Origin of the sequence: Mesorhizobium sp. M0030 (assembly GCF_040323695.1) — a bacterium.
Classification (GTDB): Bacteria; Pseudomonadota; Alphaproteobacteria; order Rhizobiales; family Rhizobiaceae; genus Mesorhizobium.
This window is the reverse complement of sequence record NZ_JAMYVE010000002.1, coordinates 317,366-340,449: the sequence shown is the minus strand read 5'-3', so window position 1 is coordinate 340,449 and position 23,084 is coordinate 317,366. Positions and strand designations below refer to the sequence as shown.

Below are 23,084 nucleotides of genomic sequence, written 5' to 3'. Positions count from 1 at the left end.
CCAATGTTTAGGCTGGGCCAGTCCGCGCTGCATTGCCGCTCTGTTTGAGCAGGCCGACCAACCAGGCCAGACCCGCATCCATCAGCGCAACCTTCGGCACGATGCTGTTGATGTTGAAGTGGCCGAGCCGGATGGGCGCATCGACGCCGACGACACCGAAACGGCCGCCATACATGGCGAGGAACCGGCGCGGATAGGCCGATATCAGATCAGTCTGCGCAAGCACGGCCAGTCCGAACATGAAGTTGGGGACAGTCAGCGCGACGCGACGCGACAGGCCGCGTTCAGCCAGCACCCTGTCGACAAACCCGTTCGGATCGCCATTGTTCGAGACGACCATATGCTGCACGCTGCAATAGGCGTCGAGGCACGGATCGCCGGCGAAGCGGTGGCCGGCGCGCGTGGCGACGACGAAATCCTCCTCATAGAGCTTGTCGACGGTGAAGCGTGCCGGCAGGCCGTCGAACGGAATCACCGCGACATCCATGGCGCGCGCTTCGAGTTCGGCGACACAGTCGCTCCAGGCAGTAGTGGGCGACGGTTCACCTTGGCGTGGCAGCAGTTGCCGGATGCCGATGTCGATGCCGGGGGCCAAAAGGCGGATCTGGTCGAGCAGCGGCGGCAGGAGCACGGACGATACCGCATCCGGCGCACCGATGGTGAAGCGGCGCGTCGAGCGGGCGGGATCGAACGGCTCGGCGCTGGCGATCACCCGGCGCACCCGCGCCAGGATCTCAGCCACCGGTTCGGCAAGCTCCGTTGCCCGGTCGGTGGGCACGACGCCGCGCGGCGTCTTCAGGAACAACGGATCGCCAAGCAGCTTGCGCAGCCGGCCAAGGCCATGGCTGACCGCCGAGGCCGACAGGTTTAGCCGCTCCGCCGAGCGACCGACATGCCGCTCCTCCATGATGGCTTGGAACAAGACCAGCAAATTGAGATCGGCGCGCGCCAGGTCAATTTTGTTCAGCATATTCCTGAAATCATATCACTGGATTCAGCAGAGTAAAGTTGCGAATGCCTTCTTCGACGCGAAGACGGTGGTGCCGGTTTCGTCGGCACTCATTCAGAGAGGAGCAAATCCATGCCAAACTTTCCCAATTCGGTTCTGGTCACCGGCGCCTCCGGCGCCCAAGGGTCGGCCATTGTCAGCGCTTGCCGCGCCGCCGGCGCCACGGTGCGTGTCCTGTTACGCAAGGGCTCGCCCGATCCGTTCGGCGATGGGGTCAACATCGTGCGCGGTGATCTCGCCGACCCCGGCCGACTGGCCCTCGCCTGCCTCGGCGTCGATGCGGTGGCGCTGACCTTGCCGGTCGGTGCAAGCCCTGAAGAGATCCTGCGCTACGGCCGCAACATTGCGGATGCGGCGCAGCAAGGCGGCGTCAAGCTTCTGGTGTTCAACACCAGCGGCCATGTGTCGGGCCATTCCGGCACGGCGGGGATGGACGCCAAGGCCGAACTCATCGACTACATCAAGACGTTCGGCCCGCCATCCATCGTCCTCAAGCCGACGCTGGCCATGAGCAATATCGCGGCGCCCTGGAGCGCGCCGGCGATCATGCATCAGGGCGTCCTCGCCTATCCGCTGCCGGCCAACTTCCAGACCTCCTGGATCTCCTGGCAGGATATGGCGGCCTACGTGGTCGAAGCGCTGCGGCATCCGGAGCTTGCCGGTGCCAGCTTCGACATTGGCGGGCCGCAGGCGCTGACCGGACCGGAGATGGCCGTCATCCTGTCAGGCATTGTCGGCCGCGAAGTCAGCTATTATCCGGTGCCGCTGGCGGACTTCGCCGCCGCGCTCGAAACCATGCTCGGCAAGGACGCCGCCGAACAGACTGCCGCCAGCTATGCCTGGATCCGCAGCCAGAAGCAGACCGTGCTTGCCGTCGATCTCGGCCAGACGACCCGTCTGCTGCCGGTGAAGCCGACCTCATTCGCCGAATGGGCAAGAGCGCTGGACTGGGCGGCACTGGCCGGCGATGCGAAGGCGGCCTGACAATGGACGCCATCGCAACCGTCGAACCGGGCGGCCTCGCCGCCCGGAAGAATGTGCCGGATGCCGCTGCCGCCGTGGTCGGCTTCTGGTGGCAGGCAGGACCTGCCGCGTGGTTCGCCAAGGATGCGGCCTTCGACCGCGAGTTTCGCGATCGCTTCCTGCGGCTGCATGAGGCCGCAGCGCGCGGCGACTGCGATGGCTGGATGGCGACGCCCTACGGGGCTCTGGCGCTGATCCTGCTGCTCGACCAGTTCCCGCGCAACGCCTTTCGCGACACGCCGCGCATGTATGCCAGCGACGCGAAGGCGCGCGCGATCGCTACTGAGGCGATCGATGCCGGGTTCCAGCGGATGGTCGATCCCTCGCTGCGGCTGTTCTTCGGGCTGCCCTTCGCGCATTCCGAAGCGATTGCCGACCAGGACCGCTCGGTGGCGCTGTCGCGCGACATCGGCCCGTCCGACCTGAAGCGGGCCGAACATCACCGCGACATCATCCGCCGTTTCGGACGTTTTCCGCACCGCAACCCGATCCTCGGCCGCGCCATGCACGCCCAAGAACAACGCTTTCTCGATGAAGGTGGATTTGCGGGTTAGAGCATGATTCCAAAAAGCGGGTCCGGTTTTTGGAAAAGATCATGCTGCAACAAAGGGTTAGATCATGATGAGATTGCAACCAAATCTCATCATGATCTAGTGCATCGGGACCAAGAAAACCCGGGGCGGGACGACGGCGCCGCGAAGGTTGACAGTGTCGATCCGTCTGGCATTATCGCGTAACCTTGGAGGATTATACCATGAAGAAAACCTATTCGAAGCCTGTTCTGGTCAAAAAAGGCAAGCTTTCGCAGGTTACGGCGCTCGCCAATGGAGCGGGTTCCGGCCCGATCGAGTGAGGTCGTTGAGTCGGACTGTCGCCTGATCTGGCGGCCTCGCCTGACACTGGAGATGCGGCATGAAGAAGACCTATTCGAAGCCGGTGCTGGTCAAGAAGGGCAAGCTCTCGCAGGTTACAGCCGACAATGGTAACGGCTCCGGGCCGGTCGCAGTCTAGCAGCCGATTATCCGACGCCTCGTGCCGTCTGGCCGGGAACAGGGCTTTGGGTGCCCGACGTGGAGAGTGGAAAATGAGGAAGACCTATTCCAAGCCAGTGCTGGTAAAAAAGGGCAAGCTCTCGCAGATCACCGCGAACGGCGCTTCTGCTCCTATTCCGGGCTAAACTCGTTCCCCGGTAGATCGAGATCCTCCTGGCAGAGTCGGGCGGCTTGATCGTTTCCGGAGCATGATCTCCCGCAGGCGGCGGGACCGTTCAGCGCACAACCACCAGATCGTCGAGCACTAGCTGCCAATAGTGGCTCGTGGAGAGGCGTACGCGCGTCACCGCCGCCAGCATCGGCGCATAGTGGACGGGCGCCAGTGCCGACAGGACGATCGTGTCGCTGGCGATCAGCCGGTCGCCAAGCCAGCTCTCGACCAGTGCGGTTTCGCCTTCGGACTTCAACCATGCCGCTGTCAGCATCACGGAATGGAACCCGAACGGTTTGTCGCTCGAGAATTCGGCCGGGTGTCCGCTGCTCGTATAGCAGACATGGTCTCCCGAGATATTGCCGTTGACGTAGCCTTCGCTGCCTTCGGTATGATCGCGCGCCAGTGCGTTCAGGTTGAACCAGGTCAACCCGGCATAACCGGACGGCACCTTGCGCAGGCCGCGCGTCGTGACATCGTCGAAACCGATGGCCTGCAAGGACGCGGCGCTGTCGACAGCCGCGTTCTCGGGCGACAGCAGGCTGAGCTCGGTCGGGTAGGCGGACAAGGCCAGTCGTCGTTCCATGCCATCGCCGGTGACTTCGATCGCGTCGGCGTCATCGGGCAGATCGAGACGGAAGCCAGCCCCAGCACTTAGCGGATGCACTGCCACCTCTTGCCCTTTCGCCATCACCGAGATGCTCGCCGAAGCACCGTCCGCTACGCGGCCGCTGAGCCGGCGTATCGCAAACAGGCCGACCGGCTGCAGCATTGCTTCCGATACCAGCCCGGTGGGCGAGCCCGGCAGCGGCCGGAGGTGCTGCGACTGGACCTCGTTGGCGCTGCTGGAGCGCCAGCCGGGCGGAACCGACACGGTGAAGCGGTAGCTGCCCGGCACATGGATGGGCGCGGCCCGACGTTTCGCCGACGCCAGGAAATTGGCAAAGCCGCCGCGGTTGCTCCGCGCCGCGGCGACGAAGCGGCCGTCGCCATCATGCAGTCTGACCATGATGCCGGCCATCGGGCGGTCGCCGAGCCCGTAGCGGCCGTCACGATCGGCGTCGAAGTAGACAAAGGTCGAATGATTGAGCTTGCCGTGGTTGCCCGACCAGTCCCGGCGCACGGCGTAGTCGTTGGCCGGATCTTCACGAAGCCGGGCTCTGCGACGCGACCGCGCCAGCCGCCAGGCCAAAGCCGCAACGACAGCGGCGAGCCCGACAAGGAGTATTGCCTTGATCACGGACGGCTCAAGCAATGCTGTCAGCCCTGCTCATCTGGATCTCCTGCGCATACATCGATCCATATATCGATGCTGCAGGCGCTTGAGCAACCGGACACGGGACCGGCGGACCACGGCATCGGCGTCACATACCCATTTCAGGCACCTATTCCGGCGATGGCACCGGCGGCTTGGTGGTCAGCGCGGCGCCGAAGGCGGCGACGACCACGGCGGCGATGCCCGCGCATTGCAGCGGGCTCAGGGTCTCGTGCAGGAACAGGAAGCCGGCCAGCGCGCCCAGCGCCGGCTCCAGACAAGTCAGCGTGCCGTAGAGCCTGGCCGGCATCCGGGTCAGCGCCACCATCTCCAGCCAGAACGGCAAGGCGCTGGAGAACAGCCCGACCAGCAGCGCGCTGACCAGGATCGCGGGTGCGATCAGGCCGGTACCCGCCTCGGCGAGGCCGAACGGCAGGGCGAGAGCAGCGGCAATGACCAGCCCGTAAGCCGTGGTCTGGCTGCCAAGCTCGGCGCCCGCCTTTTGCGCAAAGACGATGTAGAGCGCCCAGCAGCCGCCGGCGGCCAGCGCCAGCATCACGCCGAGCGGGTCGAGTGCACTGCCGGAGTGGATGAAGGGCGACAACAGCAATATGCCGGCAACGGCCAGCACCACCCAGACGAAGTCGGTGGCGCGCCGCGACGACAGCGTCGCCACGAGCAGCGGGCCGGAGAATTCGAGCGCCACCGCGACGCCGAGCGGAATTCTGGCGAGCGCTGCGTAAAACAAAAGGTTCAGCGCCGCGAGGTTGACGCCATAGGCGATGAGCCAGGGCAGCACGGCCCGCGACGGCCGCACCCGCCACGGCCTCAGCACCGCCGCCAGCATCAGCGCGCCCACGACCAGCCGCAGCGCCGTGGTGCCATTGGCGCCGATCAGCGGAAACAGGCCCTTGGCGAAGGTGGCGCCGATCTGGATCGACACCATGGCGCCAAGCAACGCGCCGATCGGCAAGGCCTTCGCTTCAGCTACGGCAATCGGCGTCGACGTCAATTCCAGTCCCTCCGCGCACGACCAGCAGGCCGTAGCGCAGGCTGGAGATAGGGATAAAGGGCCTGGCTGTCGTGTGGCACGAGCGGGCTGTTGATAGGGCAAGGGTGGGAGGCGAACGCCGACGCATTTCCTCTCCCCCGTCGATCGGGGGAGAGGAAAAGAAGCTAGCTCGCCAGCCCATACACCAGGCTCACACGTCCATCCGAAAGCGCCTCGGCCTTGCGCAGTTCCAGTCCGTGCCGGGCGTGCACCGTGCCGAACAGCGCCTTGCCGTCGCCGGCGAGCAGCGGATAGACAATGAGCCGCATTTCATCCACTAGCCCCGCCTCGATCAGGCTGGCGGTGAGGCGGGCGCCGCCCATGAGGTAGATGTCCTTGCCGGGCTCGCGCTTCAGCGCCGCGATGTCGTCGAGGCTGCGCAGCAAGCGCGTGGAGGCCCAGGCTGCCGTCGTCATGGTGTTCGACAACACATAGTGCGGGGTTTTCGCGGCAAAGCGCGCCCATTCGAGTTCGGCCGGGTCGACCAGTCTGCCGGTCATCGGCAATGGCTGGTCCGGCTCGTTCTGTTGGATCGCGCTCCAGTAGCGCTCATAACCGGCATACATGACGCCGCCGAGCAGGCAGGCGTCGATCTCAGGCATCAGGCCGTATTCCTCCGACCAGTTGTCGACCCAGTCGGCGAAGCCTTCGGGGCCTTCGATCTTGCCGTCGATGGAGATCTTCATTCCGGTGATCAATTTACGCATGACTTCCTCCTTCGGGCTTGCGGGATGCAAGCACGTTGCCTGGTTTCACTTCCGCTGACGCGCCGCGGTGTCTGGCGAAGGCGCGTGTTTCGCCGGCCCTTGCGCCGGCATCCGGCGCAAGGGATCGATGGTGCCCGGTTGGACCGGGCGATGCGTTAGGTCAGGTCAGGCCGGCAGGCGCCGGTCGTATTCCGCCACGATACGGCTAAAGCTGTCCCAGAACGGTTCGGGCTTCTCGGCCGCCACGCGGGCAACCAGGAGGTCGAGATGCACGTGCCAGCCGGCGGCATGCATCATCAGGCTCGAGCGGTCCGGCAGGCGGCGGTGGACCAGGGTGAGCAGGACGTCGTCGCCGCGCTGCGCCAATTCGAAGGTGACATTGCCGCTGCCGTTCCAGGTGATGGTGAGCTTGCGCGGCGGGTCGCACTCGACGATCTGGTTGTGCATCCGCTGCTCGCCGCCACTGAAACTGGCCGGCCTGTCGCCGGGCGGGTCGGTCAGTTCGTCGTTGCGCCAGACCAGCTCGAAGGAAGAGCCTTCCTCCATCTCCATGTCGCCGGCCGCCAGCCATTGGCGGCGCAGGTCGCTCTGCGTCAGATATTCCCAGACGCGCTCCCTGGTTCCGGGCAAAAGCCGTTCGATCCTCAAAGTGGCCGGCTGGATCAGCTGGGCGTAGCCGTCGAAGCTGTTCATCTGGTTCATCGGTCGTCTCCCTCGGATGATGTTGGCCTGGATGTGTCTGGCTTGGGTGATTCCGGCTTGGATGGTTCTGGATTTGCCGGTGCCGGCGTTGACGGCGTCGTCGACGTTTTGCGCCCCGCCTCCTCGCGCATAAGCTGTTCGAGGACATCGAGGCGGCTGTTCCAGAAACGCGCGTATTGGCCGAGCCACTGATAGGCGGTCGCCAGCGGGCGGGCCTCGAGGCGGCAGACATGGGTGCGCCCGCGCACTTCGCGCCGGATCAGCCCGGCATGCTCCAGCGCCTTGATGTGCTTGGAGGCGGCGGCCAGCGACATGGCGAAGGGCTGCGCCAACTCGCTCACCGTACGCTCGCCGCCGGCGAGGTGGTTAAGCATGTTCCGGCGCGTGGCGTCGCCGAGGGCGTGAAAAACCTGGTCCATCTGGGGCGTCTCTAATTCAACCATGTAGTTGAATATAGAGGCGAGATTTTAGATAGTCAACTAGTTGGTTGAATGTTTTTTGGGGAGAGGCGCTGGCCCCCTACCTCCCCCTTGTGGGGAGGTCGGACCGTAGGTCCGGGCGGGGGTACTAGCGCTGACCGTGGGGGATGTGGATTTCCTCTTCCCTCACGAAAGTCTGGGAGAGGAACCCAAGATGGCGGAGGTCCGCGCAGACCCCCACCCCGATCCGCTTTGCGGATCGACCCTCCCCACAAGGGGGAGGGTAACCTCACCCAGCCATGGCCAGCGGCACCGCGCTCTTGTTGGGGATCTGGATGTCGATCTCCAGCGTCGACATGGTCTCGCCGCGGTCCATCGAAACTTGCAGATAATCCTGGTCGATCTGCACATGCTTGGCGATCACCGCCATGATCTCTTCGCGCAGGATGGAGACGAGATCGGGCTGGCTGCGGTTGCGGCGCTCATAGGCAAGCAGCACTTGCAGCCGTTCGCGCGCCACCGGCGCGCTGGTGCGCCGCTTGAAGATGTCGAGCAGGTTCATGCCGCCCTCCTTCCCAAAAGACGATCGAGGAAGCCCTTGCGTTCGAAGGGCACGATGACCGGCAGCTGTTCGCCCTCGAGGCGCTTGGCCGCGTCGATGTAAGCCTTGGCAGCGGCGTTCAGCGGCTCCGACAGCGTCACCGGCGAACCGAGGTTGGAGGCGCGCAGCACATCCTGGCTTTCCGGAATGATGCCGAGCAGCGGCACCGACAGGATCTCCAGCACATCGTCGATCGACAGCATTTCACCGCGCGCGGCGCGTCCCGCATCGTAGCGCGTGACCAGCACATGCTTGGCGATCTGCTCGCCCTCCTCGGCGCGCAAGGTGCGGGAATCGAGCAGGCCGATGATGCGGTCGGAATCGCGCACCGACGACACTTCCGGATTGGTGACGATGACCGCCTCGTCGGCAAAGCGCATGGCGAGCTGCGCGCCGCGCTCGATGCCGGCTGGGCTGTCGCAGAAGACATAGTCGAACACCGAGCGCAGCTTGCCGATGACCTCGGCCACGCCCTCCTCGGTCAGCGCATCCTTGTCGCGCGTCTGCGAGGCCGGCAGCAGGAACAGCGTCTCGACCCGCTTGTCGCGGATCAGCGCCTGCGACAGCTTTGCCGAGCCCTGGATGACGTTGACGAGATCGAACACCACGCGCCGTTCGGCGCCCATGATCAAATCGAGGTTGCGCAGTCCGACATCGAAATCGACCAGCGCCACCTTCTTGCCGGTCTTGGCGACCGCCGCCCCCAGAGCCGCGGTAGAGGTCGTCTTGCCGACGCCCCCCTTGCCCGAGGTGACCACCACTACCTTGCCCATCAATAAAGCCTCCGTTGTTGTTCGTTATGTCGTTGTCGGGCGAGACGCATTAGCTGAAAGGGGCGATGCGCAGCATGCCGTTGTCGAGAAATGCCTGCACAGGCTTGCCCCGGACTGACGGGTCCATCTCCTCGGCCGTGCAATACCAGCCATCGACCGAGAGAAGCTCGGCTTCGTTCCTGCGGCAGAAGACACGCGCCGCCGTGTTGCCTTGAGCGCCTGCCGAAGCGCGGCCGCGCAGCGTGCCATAGACATGGATCGAGCCGGTGGCGACGATCTCGGAGCCGGACGCGACCGAGCCCAGCACGATGACATCGCCATGCGGATGGAAGATCAGCTGCCCTGAACGGATCGGCGAGCGGATCATCAGCGTGCCGGCGTCCGGGGCCTTGGTGTCTCGAGGCTGCGTCTTGGCATCGCTCGCCGGTTTCAGATCGCCCGTCTTCAAATCGCCCGCCTTCAAATCGCCGGCCTCTGTCTTGATGTCACCGGCCGCCTTCGTATCGCCTGCCGGCGTGGCGTCCTCCGCCCTGCCCGCCTTGCGGCTCGGCTGCAGCAGACCGTCGGTGGTCGCCTCCTTGGCGCCGACCAGCACCGGCGGCAGATGCGCGCCAAGCTCGGCGCCGCCATCGAGCTCCATGGCATAAATGCGGATGCCGCGCTGGCCGAGTAGATCCACCAGCGCTTCGATGGCGACGACATCGGGCTTGAGCACGTTCAGGTCGAGCACCACCGGGCGCCCGGCAAAATAGCCCGGCGAATTGCCGACCCAGCGATCGAGGCTCTCCAGCCAAACATCCAAAGGCGCCTCCGGCGTCAGCGTGAAAGCGACGAAGGAGCGGGCGCGAAAGCGAATGGATTTGGCCTCGAGGGGAGCGGCAAAGGTCACGGCGGGCGATTCCTTACTGAGAGGTAAACGCTAGCGGTGGTATGGTTAATGAAAGGTTAACAGGAAGGAGGTTGAAGACCGACAATAAGTCGCTGGTTGCCTGCGAGAGCCTACCCAGGTTCGATTTTCGAAAATGCCTTTTACAGCCCGCCAGCCGCTCGCCGGAACAGGCGTTGCCGCCTCGATCCTAGATCAAAGAGCCCCTATGAGAACTAGGCAAACTCCCAGGATTCGAGAGGCTATCGATCATCCTTGGATAATCCTCCTTGCCTTGAAGAATGATAATTTTACCCAATGCCGATGGGGCGCAACGTAGAAGTTCTGCCCTCTGGTTGGACTCCCCTTCCGCAATCACCAAATTGGCTTGGATCTTTGGCTCCAAATTAGCTCTATCTAGTGCGGTAGGATAAGGGACAGCTAGCCAACGGTTGTATTCTAGCGCTGCCCGAGACGCATGGAGGCTTCCGCCTTTAACGTCGGATTGAATCATCACAACGCCCTGCGCCATGCCCGCCTGAGTTCGATCCCGCTTCACAAATTGTTGGGGTTGAGCATTTTGGCCAAAGCGATATTCGCTTACCAGTGCTCCACCCGAAGCTAGAATATCCTCAGCTAATTTGCGATGACGTGTGGGGGCTATCGTATGCAAACCGTGAGCTAAGACGGCGACGGTATGACCATTGGTATCCAGCGTAGCTTGATGGGCAATCGCATCGCACCCGATCGCCAAACCACTCACCACGCTCCATCTCTTTTCCGTGAAAAATTGCGCAATTCGCTGAGCGATCTTAACGCCATGCGCCGTTGGTTCCCGTGTCCCGATCACCGCAACGGACTTCTCAGGGTTCGAAGCCAATCGACCACATACGAAAATTAAAAATGGATCATCCCTTGTTGCGGCCAATAAGCTTGGGTACTCCTCATCCATCGGCGAAATAATTCTAGCATTTCTAGATCTAGCTTCTTCGATCTGCCTGTCAGTTCCTTCGATCGCTTTATCCCAAGCTGCGGTCTCTTGCAGTGCCTTTGAGATCGTCGGAAATTTAAATGCTATCTCATCAACAGATATTTCTTCAAAATTTCGCATGCTCGCAATTTTACGAAGTGTCGTAGGGCCGACACCTTTGAGCATCGAAAAATTCATAAGACTTCTTGTCTTTATTGATATCTCAATCATACAAGACGTTACTTATATTCATTGCGATTGAAAAGCATGTAACTTCCGTAGCTCCAGCTTCAGTCAAGTACTTTTTGGCGTATATCAAAGTGGCGCCCGTTGTCGAAACGTCATCAATGATTAGGAACTTCGGCCCCTTCTTCACAACGTCCTCACGCTTCACAAACAGGTGATCTCGAACGTTTTCGAACCTTTCGACAGGTCCTAGCTTGTCGTTGCTATTTGAGCGAACACCGTCCTTATACGCCAAGAGATCAGACACAAATGAGACCTTGCCCTTACCCTTGAGAGGTTCCTTGAGATAAGAAGCCGCGAGCTGGTCCAGGAAATTTTCTAGGCGCGGCTTTCTTCCAGGCCTGTGGGGGATAACTGAAACAATCAACTCCCCCCCAAGGAGAATCAAAAGAGGGAATTGCGTACGGATGAAAATCCGCACCGCCTCAATCCACGCATCCGGGAATTGATCAGCATCCTTTTGAGCGTGGATACCGGTTGTGAGGCGATGCCATTTTTTTCGCAACTTTAGAGACTCGTACCCGGAGAAAGACCTTCCACTTGCGAATATGGGATAGGCGGTTTTGCCGCCTCCGGCCCCCCTGTGAATAAACTTATTCACTTTGTCAAATCGCGAAGAACTTACTTTATCTACCCGATACAACAAACGCTCTAACTCAGGCAAATATGCTTTGTAATTTTCTATAACCTCGAAAATCTTTTCTGGATCGCTAATTATCACATCTGGTATGTGTCCTAAGGCGTTCCAATTGTCGTTGGTAAGCCTGTTTTCCCACGATGTCTTGTCTAGAACAGCAACGCAACCTGCATTGTATGCAGCGCGGATATCGTTGTCTCCATCACCAATGAGAACCACTTTGGCTGTGTTCTTACACCCTAAAGACAACATTGCCTTGTGGACGCCTTCTCCGTGAGGTTTTGTTCTGGCGACGTCCTCGTATGCCACGATGGCATCCCATTGTACGGATGGATAGGCAAGCGTCAATATCGTGGTAGCGTAACTTCGCGGAGATCGGGTGAAAATGCCGATCTTCATTTCTGGGAATTTCTTTCGCAATCTTACTATTAGATCTTCTGAGTAAATATGCCGTCCAATATCCGCTAGAAATTCGTTCTTTACGCTTTTAATGTATGCCGCATCATTTTTGTTTTTTCCGGATTCCCTCAAATCCTTCATGTCATCAGTTTCTACTAAGGTATTATCCAAATCAAATAAGCACAACTCAAACATCTCTTCCCCCATTCTGCCGCGATACACGACTCCCCGTTCAAACAAACAGAATATTTGATGGGAAATCAAGTTGGCGAATGAAGCCACGACTTTCAAAGTATTTTGAGCGTAGTGTGCATTGCCATATGACGGCGAAATCGTTTCAGGTGTCGATGGGGTTGTGAGGTAGTTGGTCAATGACCTTGATATCAGCCTACTCGCTGCGCGCCCCTTCGGCCGCCATGTGGGCAGCGAAAGCCGCCACGAATGACTTGAGGCTGGTAAGCTCGGACATATCGGAGAAAGCCCCGGTCGTCACAGCATCACGCGGAGAGGCAAGCGTGCAAGCCGCCGTGTACAGGTTTTCTCGGACCAGCTTTTGGCAGAGAAGATCGTACCGACCTAAATATGAAACGCCCTTGAATTCAGGGAAAATTGGATAGTGAAGTGACGTCTCTCGTTTCGACGGCCTGCGAGATGCAACCGCATCTTCGACCATAACGAGCCATCCAACAAACGGCCTCGCGTGAGGCCCGAATGCCCCGTCTCGATAAGCTGTCCAAAAATGATGGGCGGTGCCGATCGACTCTTCCGCGCGATTATTTGCATTGTTGCCAAAGGAAGGGCCGACTTGGCTTTTCATCTCCACAGCTGCCACTAGTCGGCCGTCAAGGATCACCAACACGTCCCAAAGCTTTGTCGGCCTGAAGTAGCCTGGCAAGGTAAGGGCAGCCCTGTTCCGGTAGATCGACGCATGTCCGAGCCCATTGGCATGAACCAGATCGATCATCAGCGCGGCGAAGCCGTCCATAGTGTTGCCTGCTGTAACTGCTCCTCGTTCGCCAGTGTCGCTTGTCCCGGCCTCGATCTTTGCCTGCATAGCCTTCTGTCTATTGCCCCAAAAAGCCATTGTGGCGTCGCGCGCCTTCCGTTCGTAGTCTGCCAGATCAAGCCCCATTTTTCCCCTTTCCTCCCAAAGCACTCCGCTCCTCTGTGCTTAGCCCATACAACTCAAAGGCGGCTTGATTACACGCCTCGATATCTTTCGATTCAGCTGCAGCGATTAGGCGCGCGCGAAGCTCCTTCGACACTGAAGACCAATCCGGGATGCGAATACGTCGAAGGTACTGGGCCTGGAAGCGTAAATAGCCCCCGCGCATTTTGGTCGAATAAACCGCGACGAAAAGCCGTGCGATACCAGATAGCAAAACAGCTTGCAGCGCTCGGAGATTCCAAATCTCCGAAACGATAAAATACAGATTGTGGTGTGGGTAGAGACCCTCATCCTCAAAAACGATATGAGCCTCGCCTTTGATGTCCGGTATTAGAAGTTTGGGCCGACCAGCGATATCAGGATAAATGCGATCAATCGTTCGATACCAATTAGCGGGCGTTTTTTGTGCGACGTGTCGGCCTGCGATCTGCCCACGCCGCGCTGTCAAATGGAGTTTCAGTTTCGGGAATTCTTCGAGCTCGACTAGCCTTCCATCTGACCCGAACGGATTGACGACGCCAAAACCTCGCCATTTCACAACGCCATCAAGGATGTCCTTGGTCATGACCAACGGAAGCTTTCGGTCATCCTCTACGTCGAGTTCGTCAAGGCGCCCAATGTAGGCATCGTCAGCGCCTGTAGCTACACCAATTCCAACCTTGCATCCTGCTTCCTCAAGTAGTGGAAAGCTACCCTCTAAGCGGCGGACTAGCGCAAGCTGGTCCGATGACTCTAGTATCCATGGCTCAGCCCCAACCGCAATGCCGTGCAGTTCCTTCACCCCACTATTCTGATCAGGCAGTTCGCTTGACATTAGCGCCGCGGAAAGGGCTAAGAGCGCTTTCCTCTCGATTGGCGGACGATGTGCGACACGCGTGCTGCCCGGTTTGTCGCGCTCAATGATGGTTATCGCCGGATAAGCAATCACGTCCGAGTGGAAGGCAGGTGTATCCACCATGTCCACGTAAATTTTGAGGTGAAAATCCTTCGCAACCATTTCACGCAACGGGCCGCCGTAGCGGTTTTTCATCCATCGATCAGCGCAGATAAAGCCAAGCCGACCACCCTCGCTCAGCAGACTGAGCGATCGTTCGATGAAGGGAACATACAAGTCGGCCCTATCATAGATGGTCCGATATCGACTCCGATACTCGGCCATCAATGCGTCAGCGATTAGTTCCTGGCGAACATAAGGAGGATTACCGACTACAAAATCAAAGCCGCCTCTAATCGTAGTCAGGAGAAAGTCGCCATATACAAGCCAATTGCCGGCCAACAAATTGGCGTCGAGTTCGCCAAATCCGTACTCTCTTAGTGTTTCGAGAAGCTTGGCCCGCGTTTCTTGATATGTTGCCGCGTGAAGCTCAACCGCACTAATCGCATTCAACAACGAGCTGGCGATCCCCGGGCGACCAACTTTCTCCCAACTAACAAGAAGTCGCTCAATCGCCGGAAATAAAAAGTCGCCACCCCCGAATGACGGCTCCAATAGGCGCATTTGACACAGCTGCTTGTCTGCGGTGTAGCCGCTCAGATCAAGGATGAACTCCACCACCTCGCGTCGGGTGAAAATGGCACCGCGTTGCTCGACGCTCGCGGAAGCAAGTGCACCCACAGCCGCAGTGATAGCGCAATCTCCAAAGAAGGTCGGCTGTGTGAGGCTGATCAGCGGAGCGATTTCATTCATGTATCGCAATGGCCTTTGCTGACCGCATTCGCGTTAGCAAGGCTGCAGTGAGTCGGCCTTCGTTGAGGGGGAAGCTAGAACCTCGCGCGACAGCGGGTCAAGCGCCATGCCCGATTGTCCCCACTCCATTGCTAAGCAGCAATTGAGCCCGAAAACTAGCTCGCGCTCTGGCCAATTCTCTGCTCACCCGGCGCGTCCGACAGACGCGTAAACCCTTGCTTGGCGTTGCACAGGGCCCTGATGGCATCCCGGCTAGGATTTCCGCCTCCCCTTACCTCCCCCTCACCGCCTGCTCAATCGCCGCGCGGTCGGTGCCGAGCCTGTCGATCAGCTCCTGCGCCTCGTCGCCCGATATGCCGGTGCGCACGGCGAGTTCCTCGACGGTCAGCACGTCGGTGCTGGCGATCTCGCGCGGCAGGGCGTCGTCGGCGGTCAGCGGCAAGGCGGCTTCGCGGTCGATTTCGGCCTCGGCCCGGTGCCAGTGATGCTCGGGGTCGCCAGTGCCTTCGCGCTCCCAGATCTGGTAGGCGCGCTGCTGTATCTTATGATGCCGGTCGTCTTCCATGGTGGTTCCTCCCCTGGGCTTTGAGGACGATCCGAACGACCCCAGAAATCGCGCGGTCGCAATCGTTCGCGGCGCCCTTCGCGCTGGCTATTCGCATTGCCGTCTCGGCCCGCCGGAATATGGCTGGTAGCTGTTGTCTTCCGGACGGTAGGAGCGATAGCGGCTGAAGCAGGAGGCGACATGGTCCGGTTCGCCGCCGGCGGCCGCGTAGGCGCCCGCGCCCTCGACATAGCTTGCCTCTCGCGGCGCGACGCGGTCGGCGGCGAGATAGGGCGAGACGCAGGTGCGCTGCTGTCCGCTATAGGACATGTAGCTGTTGTCGTCGGGATCGTAGGAGCGGTATCGGCTGGCGCACCAGGCGAGATGCGGCGGCGGCAGTTCGGTCCGCGCGATGGCGCCGGTGACTGTGGGATCGGGCTGCTGCCTGGCTGGGTCCTGGGCCGGCGCCTTGGCGGCGATGTCGGCAGGCGCGGACTGCTCGGGCGGCACACGTTCGAAGTCCTGCGCCGTCTTGTCCACCGGCCGCGCTTTCCGGGTCCACAGCTCCGCCACGCTGACGGTGGGCCTTGCCTCCCGCGCTGGCTTGGCGGCAAGCAGCCAGGCTGCGAAAACCAGCCCGCTGCCGAACACCGCAAGGGTCAGCACGAAGCCGCCGACCAGTCCCAAAATCGCTTTCACTCGACACTCCTTGTGTCCCTGCCAATAAAATGCGGGACATCACGGCTTGTTCCAGAAAAGCAGGCGCGAGGGACCTAAGTCTGACCGACCGACAACCGGCAGCTCGCCGAGAACCGGGTGCGGCGCGATTTTTTCGACGGTGAAAAATCAAGGGAGCGGTCGAGCAGCCATTGGGCAAGATCACGTCCCGGCTATTCCGCCGCCTCGGCATAAGCCACGGGCACATAGTTGAGGATCGGCCCAAGCCAGCGCTCGGCATCGGCCAGCGGCATGGCTTTACGCCGCGCATAGTCCTCGACCTGGTCGCGTTCGACCTTGGCGACACCGAAATAATAGCTTTCGGGATGGGCGAGATAGATGCCGGAGACCGAGGAGCCCGGCCACATCGCATAGCTCTCGGTCAGGCTGACGCCGGCATTGCGCTCGCCGTCGAGCAGCCGGAACAAGGTCGCCTTCTCGGTATGATCGGGCTGCGCGGGATAGCCGGGCGCCGGGCGGATGCCGCGATAAGGCTCGCCGATCAGTTCGTCCGGGGCCAGCTTCTCGTCTGATGCATAGCCCCAGAATTCCTTGCGCACCTTCTCGTGCATGCGCTCGGCAAAAGCTTCGGCGAAACGGTCGGCCAGCGCCTTGACCATGATCGAGGAATAATCGTCATTGGCGCGTTCGAAGCGCTCGGCGATCGCCATCTCCTCGATCCCCGCGGTGACGATGAAGCCGCCGATATAGTCCGGCTTGCCTATGTCCTGAGGCGCGACGAAATCCGACAACGCGACATTAGCCTTGCCGTCGCGCCTGGTCAGCTGCTGGCGCAGCGTGAAGAAGGTGGCCAGATCCCGCGAACGCGCCTCATCCGTGAACAGCCTGATGTCGTCGCCGACGGTGTTCGCCGGCCAGAAGCCGATGACGGCGCGCGGCGCGAACCATTTTTCCGCGATGATCTTTTTCAGCATCGCCTGCGCGTCCTCGAAAAGCTGGCGCGCGGCGGCTCCCTGCTTCTCGTCATCGAGGATCTTGGGGTAACGCCCTTTCAGCTCCCAGGTCTGGAAGAACGGCGTCCAGTCGATGTAGCGCGCGAGCTCCGTCAGGTCCCAGTTGCCGAAAACCTTGACGCCGGTGAAGGACGGCTTCGGCGGCTCATAGGTCGACCAGTCGACCTTGTGCGCATTGGCCCTGGCCTTGGCCAGCGGCAGCCGCTGCTTGTCGGCCTCGGAGCGGGCATGCGCGTCGGCGACCTTTTTGTACTCGGCCCGCACTGTGTCGACGTAGCCGCCCTTGGTCTCGTTCGACAGCAAGGATGACACGACGCCGACGGCGCGGCTGGCGTCATTGACATAGACCGTCTGTCCCTTGGAATAGCGCGGGTGGATCTTCACCGCCGTGTGCACGCGGCTGGTCGTGGCGCCGCCGATCAGCAGCGGAATGTCAAACCCTTCACGCTCCATCTCGGCGGCCATGTGCACCATCTCGTCCAGCGACGGGGTGATCAGGCCGGACAGGCCGATGATGTCGACATTTTGCTCGCGAGCCGTCTGCAGGATCTTCGCCGCCGGCACCATGACGCCGAGATCGATGATCTCGTAATTGTTGCAGGCCAGAACGACGCCGACGATGTTCTTGCCGATGTCGTGGACATCGCCCTTTACAGTCGCCATCAGGATTTTGCCGGCTGTCTGGCGCTCGCCATTGTCGATGCCATTGGCGGCGTTGGCCAGTTTTTCGGCCTCCATGTGCGGCAGCAATCCGGCCACCGCCTGCTTCATCACGCGCGCCGACTTCACCACTTGCGGCAGAAACATCTTTCCCGCGCCGAACAGATCGCCGACGACATTCATGCCGGCCATCAGCGGGCCTTCGATGACATGCAGCGGCCGCTCGGATGCGAGGCGCGCTTCCTCGGTGTCGGCGTCGATGAATTCGGTGATGCCGTTGACCAGCGCATGCGAAATCCGCCGCTCGACCGTCCAGTCGCGCCAGGCGAGATCGCGCTCCCTGGCTTCCTTGCCGGCGGTGCCCTTGAAGCGCTCGGCGATCTCCAGCATGCGTTCGGTGGCGGTGCCGCCGGCCCTGGGCACGCGGTTGAGCACGACATCCTCGCAGGCCTCGCGCAGCCCCGGCTCGATCGTGTCGTAGACGGCGAGCTGACCGGCATTGACGATGCCCATATCCATGCCGCGCTGGATGGCATGGTAGAGGAACACGGCGTGCATCGCCTCGCGGACAGGCTCGTTGCCGCGAAACGAGAAGGACAGGTTCGAGACGCCGCCCGAGATATGGACATGCGGCAGCGTGCCGGTGATCTCGCCGGTGGCCTCGATGAAGTCGACGCCGTAATTGTCGTGCTCCTCGATGCCGGTGGCGACCGCGAAGACATTGGGGTCGAAGACGATGTCTTCGGGCGGGAAACCGGCCTGTTCGGTGAGCAGCTTGTAGGCGCGGGTGCAGATCTCGACCTTGCGCGCCTTGGTATCGGCCTGGCCGGCCTCGTCGAAGGCCATGACGACCACGGCCGCGCCATAGGCGCGCACCAGCTTCGCGTGATGCAGAAAGGCTTCCTCGCCTTCCTTCATCGAGATGGAGTTGACCAGCGGCTTGCCCTGAACGCATTTCAGCCCGGCCTCGATGATCTCCCATTTCGAGGAGTCGACCATCACCGGGACACGGGCGATATCAGGCTCGGCGGCGATGAGGTTGAGATACTCGACCATCGCCTTTTTCGAATCGATCAGGCCTTCATCCATGTTGATGTCGATGATCTGTGCGCCATTGGCGACCTGGTCGCGCGCCACGTCGAGCGCCGGGACATAGTCGCCCGCCGTGATCAGCTTTCGGAACCTGGCCGAGCCGGTGACGTTGGTGCGTTCGCCGACATTGACGAAGGGAATCTCATCGGTCAGCGTGAACGGCTCCAGCCCCGACAGGCGCATCTTGCGCTCGATCTCGGGAATGGCGCGCGGTGGATACTTCTTGACAGCCTCGGCGATGGCGCGGATGTGGTCCGGCGTCGAGCCACAGCAGCCGCCGACGACATTGACCAGCCCTTCCCTGGCAAAATCCTCGATCTGCGCGGCCATGAAGTCCGGGCTCTCGTCATAGCGGCCGAATTCATTGGGCAGGCCGGCATTCGGATAGGCGCAGACGAAGGTGTCGGCGACACCTGAAATCTCGGCCAGATGCGCGCGCATGGCGTTGGCGCCGAGCGCGCAGTTGAGGCCGATGGTGAAGGGGTTGGCATGGCGCACCGAATGCCAGAAGGCGGTCGGCGTCTGGCCCGACAGCGTGCGGCCGGAGAGATCGGTGATGGTGCCCGAAATCATCACCGGCAGCCGCACGCCCTTTTCGAGGAAAATCTCGTTGCAGGCAAAGATCGCCGCCTTGGCGTTCAGCGTGTCGAAGATGGTCTCGATGAGAATGATGTCGGCGCCACCGTCGACCAGGCCGCGCAACTGCTCGCCATAAGCCCGGCGCAATTCGTCGAAGGTCACCGCGCGGTAGCCGGGATTGTTGACGTCGGGCGACATCGAGGCGGTGCGGTTGGTCGGCCCGAGCGCGCCGGCGACGAAGCGCCGCTTGCCGTCTTCCTGCTGTGCCCTCGCCGCTGCCCGACGCACCAGTCGCGCGCCGTCCCGGTTCAGCGCGTAGACGGCATCCTCCATGCCGTAATCGGCCTGGGCGATCGAGGTCGAGGAGAAGGTGTTGGTCTCGAGGATATCAGCGCCAGCGATGGCGTATTGATAATGGATCTCCTCGATCGCCTTCGGCTGCGTCAGGATCAAGAGGTCGTTGTTGCCCTGCTGGTGGCAGGTGCAGCCGGCAAAAGCCTCGCCACGGAAATGCTCTTCGTCGAAGCCGAGACCCTGGATTTGCGTACCCATGGCGCCGTCGAGAATGAGGATGCGCTCGCGTGCCGCTGCCGTCAGCGCCGCAAGCACTTCGGACCCATCGGGTCTGGCCGCGACGGGGCCGAACAATGCGTCCAGCGATGCAGAATTCTGCGACATTTTTTATCCTTGAGGCGACAACCATCACATAAGGATATCTTTATGTCAACATACGGAATGCAGGCGAACGCGTAGTGGCGGGAGTTTGGTGCGATGGTCATCCCGATCGACAATGTGACGGCGGCGGTCATCGTCGCCGCTGCGCCGTGCCTACACCACGACGTCCCGATACAGCCTCACCTCGCCGTCCTGGCCGCGGATGCGCCAGTCCTGCCCGTCCCGACCCTCGACATGGCATGGCCCGAGCGGCACCTTGCCACCACCTTCCGGCAGGTCCAGCACATAGACCGGATTGCAGATGCCCGACAGGCGGGCGCGCAGCGCGCCGGCCAGCGCCTGTCCCTGCGCAATCGTGGTGCGCCTGTGCGCCATGCCGCGCGCGAGGTCGCCATGGTGCAGGTAATAGGGTTTGACGCCGAGCCGGTACATCAGTTCGCGGCAGAGTTCCTCCAGCACCTCGACCGTGTCGTTGACGCCCTTGAGCAGGACGCTCTGGTTGAGCAGCACGAAGCCTGCCTGGCGCATCGCGCGACAGGCCAATTCGGTGGCCGGCGTGATCTCCCGCGCATGGTTGAAATGGGTGACGACGGTGACCATCAGCCGGCCCTGCAAGGCGCCAACCAGCCCCGGCGTGATGCGCGCGGGCAGTACGACAGGCACGCGCGTGTGGATGCGCAGCAGCCTGACATGCGCGATCGCCTCGATGCGGGCGCGGATTTCAGCCAGCGCCTTGTCCGGCAGCGAAAGCGGATCGCCGCCGGTCAGGATCACTTCGCGGATTTCGGTATGGCCTTCGATATAGGCAAAAGCCTCTTCGAGCGCCTCGCGCGTATAGCCGCGGCCGATCGAGGTCAGAGACTCCTTGCGGAAGCAGAAGCGGCAATAGACCGCGCATTGGTAGGTCGCAAACAACAGCACGCGGTCGGCGTGGCGATGCGTTAGTCGCGGCACCGGACTGAAGGCATGGTCGGCGATCGGATCGTCGAGCTCGCCTTCCGTTTCCGTCAGCTCATCCGGCGATGGAATGATTTGCGCGCGGATCGGGTCGGCGGGATCGTTCCAGTCGATCAGGTCGAGATAGGTTTTGGGGGCACGCACCTTGTGGCGTACGACCGCCTCCTGCGCCGCCGCGCGCTCGGCGGGTGACAGCGGCAGGGAGGCGAGATCGCGGACGCGGCGCACGCCCGCGCGGATGTCGTTTTGCCAGGCGGTGTCGGCATCGCGTTCTTCGTCGGCTGTGGCCGCGTCATCGAAAGTTGAGTCTGGGGTCATTGGGGCCTCGGGGCAATTCTGGCGGTGCTATCGGCCGGATGGACGGTTCGGTCAACTCCAGTGGCTGCGCGCGGATTGTCGCTGCGCTGCGATCCTTCGCATCCCCCGACTATCGCCGTAATCGACCAGCGCAGCAATTTCAGGCAATCTGACCGATAAGGCGCTCCAAGGGGAGATGGGCGCCGCCTAGGGGAGGACCGCCATGAGCAAAATGCCGCGCTATGAGGATGCCGCTCAGCGCTTTCGCATCGAAGATGAGATCGCGCGGTTGTATGGCAACCCTGGAACCGGCATCAATGCCTATGTCGAATGCTGCGGCCGCTACACCGGACAAAACCGGCTGGCGCTGCGCGCGATCTCGGCCGGCGGTGAGCTTCGCGAATTCAGCTTCGACGATCTCGCCGACATGTCGGGGCGCGCCGCCAATGTGCTCAAGGCCGCCGGCGTCGGTGCCGGCGATGTCGTCGCCGGCATGCTGCCGCGCGTCCCCGAACTGGTGGCGCTGATCCTCGGGACGTGGCGCATCGGCGCGGTCTACCAGCCGCTGTTCACCGCCTTCGGTCCGAAAGCCATCGAGCACCGCCTCGGCTATAGCGGCGCCAGGATCGTGGTGACCAACCCGGCCAATCGCGGCAAGCTCGACGAGGTCGAGACATCAGCGCAAATCGCCACCATTCTTGGCAATGGCGATGTGCTACCTGCAGGCGACATCGATTTCCGCGCCGCGCTTGCCGCCGCCTCGCCCGAGTGCCAGCCGGTGATGCGCAAGGGCGACGATTTGTTCATGATGATGTCGACGTCGGGAACGACCGGCCTGCCCAAGGGCGTCCCGGTGCCGCTCCGCGCCCTGCTCGCCTTCGGCGCCTATATGCGTGACGCGATCGGCTTGCTGCCCGACGACATCTTCTGGAATATCGCCGATCCCGGCTGGGCCTACGGCCTCTATTACGCCATCACCGGCCCGTTGCAGCTCGGCATCGCCACGACCTTCCATGAAGGCGCCTTCAACGCCAAGAGCACTTACGACATCATCGAGCGGCTCGGCGTCACCAGCCTTGCCGGCTCGCCGACCGCCTATCGCCTGCTGATGGCGGAAGGCGCGGAAGCTGCGGCCCGTGTCAAAGGCAGACTGCGCGTGGTGAGCAGCGCCGGCGAGCCGCTCAACCCGGAAGTCATCCGCTGGTTCGACGCAAATCTCGCCGCGCCCATTCACGACCATTACGGCCAGACCGAGAACGGCATGATGGTCAACAACCATCATGGGCTCTCGCATGTCGTGCGCGCGGGCTCGGCCGGCTTCGCCATGCCCGGATATCGCATGGTGGTACTGGACGAGGCCGGCAACGAGCTCGGCCCCAACCAGCCCGGCATCCTCGCCGTCGACATCGCGAAGTCGCCGCTGCGCTGGTTCGACGGCTATCACCAAGCCGAGACGCCGGCGACCACGGGCGGCTACTACCGCACCGGCGACACGGTGGAGTACGAGCCGGACGGTTCGGTTTCCTTCATCGGCCGCGCCGACGATGTCATCACCTCGGCCGGTTATCGCATCGGCCCGTTCGACGTCGAAAGCGCGTTGATCGAGCATCCGGCGGTCAACGAGGCGGCTGTCGTCGGCGTGCCCGATCCGCAGCGCACCGAGATCGTCAAGGCCTTCGTCGTTCTGGCGCCGGCTTACAAGGGCAATTCGGAGCTCGCCGAAGAGCTGGCCCAGCACGTCAAGAAACGGCTGTCGGCGCACGCCTACCCGCGCGAGGTCGAGTTCATCACGGAACTGCCGAAGACCCCAAGCGGCAAGATCCAGCGCTTCCTGCTGAGGAAGGCGGAGGTGGAGAAGCGCAAGGCGTGATTAG

At 61.8% G+C, this 23,084-nt stretch carries 23 protein-coding genes; 6 read left to right on the top strand and 17 right to left on the bottom strand.

The window, feature by feature from the left end:
• Nucleotides 1-7: 7 nt before the first annotated feature.
• Nucleotides 8-970 carry a LysR family transcriptional regulator gene (locus NKJ80_RS05575; protein WP_352497209.1) on the bottom strand — a complete coding sequence of 321 codons (963 nt, stop codon included), beginning with the start codon at nt 968-970 and terminating at the stop codon, nt 8-10.
• A 111-nt stretch (nt 971-1,081) separates the two neighbouring features.
• Here NKJ80_RS05575 and NKJ80_RS05570 point away from each other — a divergent pair, with 111 nt between their 5' ends.
• The 5 genes from NKJ80_RS05570 to NKJ80_RS05550 all read left to right on the top strand — a co-directional run bounded on the left by NKJ80_RS05570 (nt 1,082) and on the right by NKJ80_RS05550 (nt 3,209).
• Complete coding sequence (locus NKJ80_RS05570) at nt 1,082-1,993, top strand: SDR family oxidoreductase (protein WP_352497208.1); 912 nt, start codon at nt 1,082-1,084, stop codon at nt 1,991-1,993.
• Nucleotides 1,994-1,995: 2 nt separating this feature from the next.
• On the top strand, nt 1,996-2,586 hold the full coding sequence (locus NKJ80_RS05565; RefSeq protein ID WP_245271482.1) for a DUF924 family protein: 591 nt from the start codon (nt 1,996-1,998) through the stop codon (nt 2,584-2,586).
• A 200-nt stretch (nt 2,587-2,786) separates the two neighbouring features.
• Nucleotides 2,787-2,885: a hypothetical protein gene (locus NKJ80_RS05560; protein WP_023670351.1), complete on the top strand. Its 99-nt coding sequence runs from the start codon at nt 2,787-2,789 to the stop codon at nt 2,883-2,885.
• Nucleotides 2,886-2,944: 59 nt separating this feature from the next.
• Nucleotides 2,945-3,043 (top strand): hypothetical protein, encoded by a 99-nt coding sequence (locus NKJ80_RS05555; protein ID WP_023684816.1) that lies wholly within the window; start codon nt 2,945-2,947, stop codon nt 3,041-3,043.
• Nucleotides 3,044-3,116: 73 nt separating this feature from the next.
• A complete protein-coding gene (locus NKJ80_RS05550; RefSeq protein WP_023689018.1) occupies nt 3,117-3,209 on the top strand; it encodes a hypothetical protein in 93 nt (30 codons plus the stop codon).
• A 90-nt stretch (nt 3,210-3,299) separates the two neighbouring features.
• Here NKJ80_RS05550 and NKJ80_RS05545 read toward each other — a convergent pair whose 3' ends face one another.
• The 16 genes from NKJ80_RS05545 to NKJ80_RS05470 all read right to left on the bottom strand — a co-directional run bounded on the left by NKJ80_RS05545 (nt 3,300) and on the right by NKJ80_RS05470 (nt 21,231).
• Complete coding sequence (locus tag NKJ80_RS05545) at nt 3,300-4,475, bottom strand: hypothetical protein (protein WP_352497207.1); 1,176 nt, start codon at nt 4,473-4,475, stop codon at nt 3,300-3,302.
• Between the two features lie 145 nt (nt 4,476-4,620).
• Entirely contained in the window at nt 4,621-5,502 is an 882-nt protein-coding gene (locus tag NKJ80_RS05540) for an EamA family transporter (RefSeq protein WP_352497206.1), read from the bottom strand.
• 164 nt (nt 5,503-5,666) lie between these two features.
• Nucleotides 5,667-6,248 carry a dihydrofolate reductase family protein gene (locus NKJ80_RS05535; protein WP_352497205.1) on the bottom strand — a complete coding sequence of 194 codons (582 nt, stop codon included), beginning with the start codon at nt 6,246-6,248 and terminating at the stop codon, nt 5,667-5,669.
• Between the two features lie 165 nt (nt 6,249-6,413).
• On the bottom strand, nt 6,414-6,950 hold the full coding sequence (locus tag NKJ80_RS05530; protein WP_023684811.1) for an SRPBCC family protein: 537 nt from the start codon (nt 6,948-6,950) through the stop codon (nt 6,414-6,416).
• On the bottom strand, nt 6,947-7,393 hold the full coding sequence (locus NKJ80_RS05525) for an ArsR/SmtB family transcription factor (protein WP_023834732.1): 447 nt from the start codon (nt 7,391-7,393) through the stop codon (nt 6,947-6,949). Before NKJ80_RS05525 ends, NKJ80_RS05530 begins: the two co-directional genes overlap by 4 nt.
• Nucleotides 7,394-7,658: 265 nt before the next feature.
• Nucleotides 7,659-7,931, bottom strand: coding sequence for a cell division topological specificity factor MinE (gene minE / locus NKJ80_RS05520; RefSeq protein WP_023684809.1), 273 nt, complete (start codon nt 7,929-7,931; stop codon nt 7,659-7,661).
• Nucleotides 7,928-8,743 (bottom strand): septum site-determining protein MinD, encoded by an 816-nt coding sequence (gene minD, locus NKJ80_RS05515; RefSeq protein ID WP_023670342.1) that lies wholly within the window; start codon nt 8,741-8,743, stop codon nt 7,928-7,930. The genes minE and minD overlap by 4 nt, the downstream gene beginning before the upstream one ends.
• 49 nt (nt 8,744-8,792) lie before the next feature.
• Nucleotides 8,793-9,632, bottom strand: a complete 840-nt coding sequence (gene minC, locus NKJ80_RS05510) for a septum site-determining protein MinC (RefSeq protein ID WP_352497204.1) — start codon at nt 9,630-9,632, stop codon at nt 8,793-8,795.
• Between the two features lie 187 nt (nt 9,633-9,819).
• Entirely contained in the window at nt 9,820-10,776 is a 957-nt protein-coding gene (locus NKJ80_RS05505) for a DNA-processing protein DprA (protein ID WP_352497203.1), read from the bottom strand.
• A 25-nt stretch (nt 10,777-10,801) separates the two neighbouring features.
• Nucleotides 10,802-12,232 (bottom strand): HAD-IA family hydrolase, encoded by a 1,431-nt coding sequence (locus NKJ80_RS05500; RefSeq protein WP_352497202.1) that lies wholly within the window; start codon nt 12,230-12,232, stop codon nt 10,802-10,804.
• 16 nt (nt 12,233-12,248) lie between these two features.
• Complete coding sequence (locus tag NKJ80_RS05495) at nt 12,249-12,992, bottom strand: PaeR7I family type II restriction endonuclease (RefSeq protein WP_352497201.1); 744 nt, start codon at nt 12,990-12,992, stop codon at nt 12,249-12,251.
• Nucleotides 12,982-14,715: an Eco57I restriction-modification methylase domain-containing protein gene (locus tag NKJ80_RS05490; RefSeq protein WP_352497200.1), complete on the bottom strand. Its 1,734-nt coding sequence runs from the start codon at nt 14,713-14,715 to the stop codon at nt 12,982-12,984. The genes NKJ80_RS05495 and NKJ80_RS05490 overlap by 11 nt, the downstream gene beginning before the upstream one ends.
• A gap of 271 nt (nt 14,716-14,986) precedes the next feature.
• Entirely contained in the window at nt 14,987-15,280 is a 294-nt protein-coding gene (locus NKJ80_RS05485) for a DUF2934 domain-containing protein (protein WP_352497199.1), read from the bottom strand.
• 87 nt (nt 15,281-15,367) lie between these two features.
• Nucleotides 15,368-15,958, bottom strand: coding sequence for a BA14K family protein (locus NKJ80_RS05480; RefSeq protein ID WP_352497198.1), 591 nt, complete (start codon nt 15,956-15,958; stop codon nt 15,368-15,370).
• 191 nt (nt 15,959-16,149) lie between these two features.
• Entirely contained in the window at nt 16,150-19,959 is a 3,810-nt protein-coding gene (gene metH / locus NKJ80_RS05475) for a methionine synthase (protein WP_352497197.1), read from the bottom strand.
• A 150-nt stretch (nt 19,960-20,109) separates the two neighbouring features.
• Nucleotides 20,110-21,231, bottom strand: coding sequence for a KamA family radical SAM protein (locus NKJ80_RS05470; protein ID WP_352497196.1), 1,122 nt, complete (start codon nt 21,229-21,231; stop codon nt 20,110-20,112).
• A gap of 202 nt (nt 21,232-21,433) precedes the next feature.
• On the opposite strand from NKJ80_RS05470, the gene NKJ80_RS05465 reads away from it, so the two are divergent.
• Nucleotides 21,434-23,080 carry an acyl-CoA synthetase gene (locus NKJ80_RS05465; RefSeq protein WP_352497195.1) on the top strand — a complete coding sequence of 549 codons (1,647 nt, stop codon included), beginning with the start codon at nt 21,434-21,436 and terminating at the stop codon, nt 23,078-23,080.
• Nucleotides 23,081-23,084 lie beyond the last annotated feature (4 nt).

Coding starts and splice junctions, on each gene's coding strand:
- NKJ80_RS05575 (WP_352497209.1), bottom strand. CDS start 970: ATGCTGAACAAAATTGACCTGGCGCGCGCCGATCTCAATTTGCTGGTC.
- NKJ80_RS05570 (WP_352497208.1), top strand. CDS start 1,082: ATGCCAAACTTTCCCAATTCGGTTCTGGTCACCGGCGCCTCCGGCGCC.
- NKJ80_RS05565 (WP_245271482.1), top strand. CDS start 1,996: ATGGACGCCATCGCAACCGTCGAACCGGGCGGCCTCGCCGCCCGGAAG.
- NKJ80_RS05560 (WP_023670351.1), top strand. CDS start 2,787: ATGAAGAAAACCTATTCGAAGCCTGTTCTGGTCAAAAAAGGCAAGCTT.
- NKJ80_RS05555 (WP_023684816.1), top strand. CDS start 2,945: ATGAAGAAGACCTATTCGAAGCCGGTGCTGGTCAAGAAGGGCAAGCTC.
- NKJ80_RS05550 (WP_023689018.1), top strand. CDS start 3,117: ATGAGGAAGACCTATTCCAAGCCAGTGCTGGTAAAAAAGGGCAAGCTC.
- NKJ80_RS05535 (WP_352497205.1), bottom strand. CDS start 6,248: ATGCGTAAATTGATCACCGGAATGAAGATCTCCATCGACGGCAAGATC.
- NKJ80_RS05530 (WP_023684811.1), bottom strand. CDS start 6,950: ATGAACCAGATGAACAGCTTCGACGGCTACGCCCAGCTGATCCAGCCG.
- NKJ80_RS05525 (WP_023834732.1), bottom strand. CDS start 7,393: ATGGTTGAATTAGAGACGCCCCAGATGGACCAGGTTTTTCACGCCCTC.
- minE (WP_023684809.1), bottom strand. CDS start 7,931: ATGAACCTGCTCGACATCTTCAAGCGGCGCACCAGCGCGCCGGTGGCG.
- minD (WP_023670342.1), bottom strand. CDS start 8,743: ATGGGCAAGGTAGTGGTGGTCACCTCGGGCAAGGGGGGCGTCGGCAAG.
- NKJ80_RS05505 (WP_352497203.1), bottom strand. CDS start 10,776: ATGAATTTTTCGATGCTCAAAGGTGTCGGCCCTACGACACTTCGTAAA.
- NKJ80_RS05495 (WP_352497201.1), bottom strand. CDS start 12,992: ATGGGGCTTGATCTGGCAGACTACGAACGGAAGGCGCGCGACGCCACA.
- NKJ80_RS05490 (WP_352497200.1), bottom strand. CDS start 14,715: ATGAATGAAATCGCTCCGCTGATCAGCCTCACACAGCCGACCTTCTTT.
- NKJ80_RS05485 (WP_352497199.1), bottom strand. CDS start 15,280: ATGGAAGACGACCGGCATCATAAGATACAGCAGCGCGCCTACCAGATC.
- metH (WP_352497197.1), bottom strand. CDS start 19,959: ATGTCGCAGAATTCTGCATCGCTGGACGCATTGTTCGGCCCCGTCGCG.
- NKJ80_RS05470 (WP_352497196.1), bottom strand. CDS start 21,231: ATGACCCCAGACTCAACTTTCGATGACGCGGCCACAGCCGACGAAGAA.
- NKJ80_RS05465 (WP_352497195.1), top strand. CDS start 21,434: ATGAGCAAAATGCCGCGCTATGAGGATGCCGCTCAGCGCTTTCGCATC.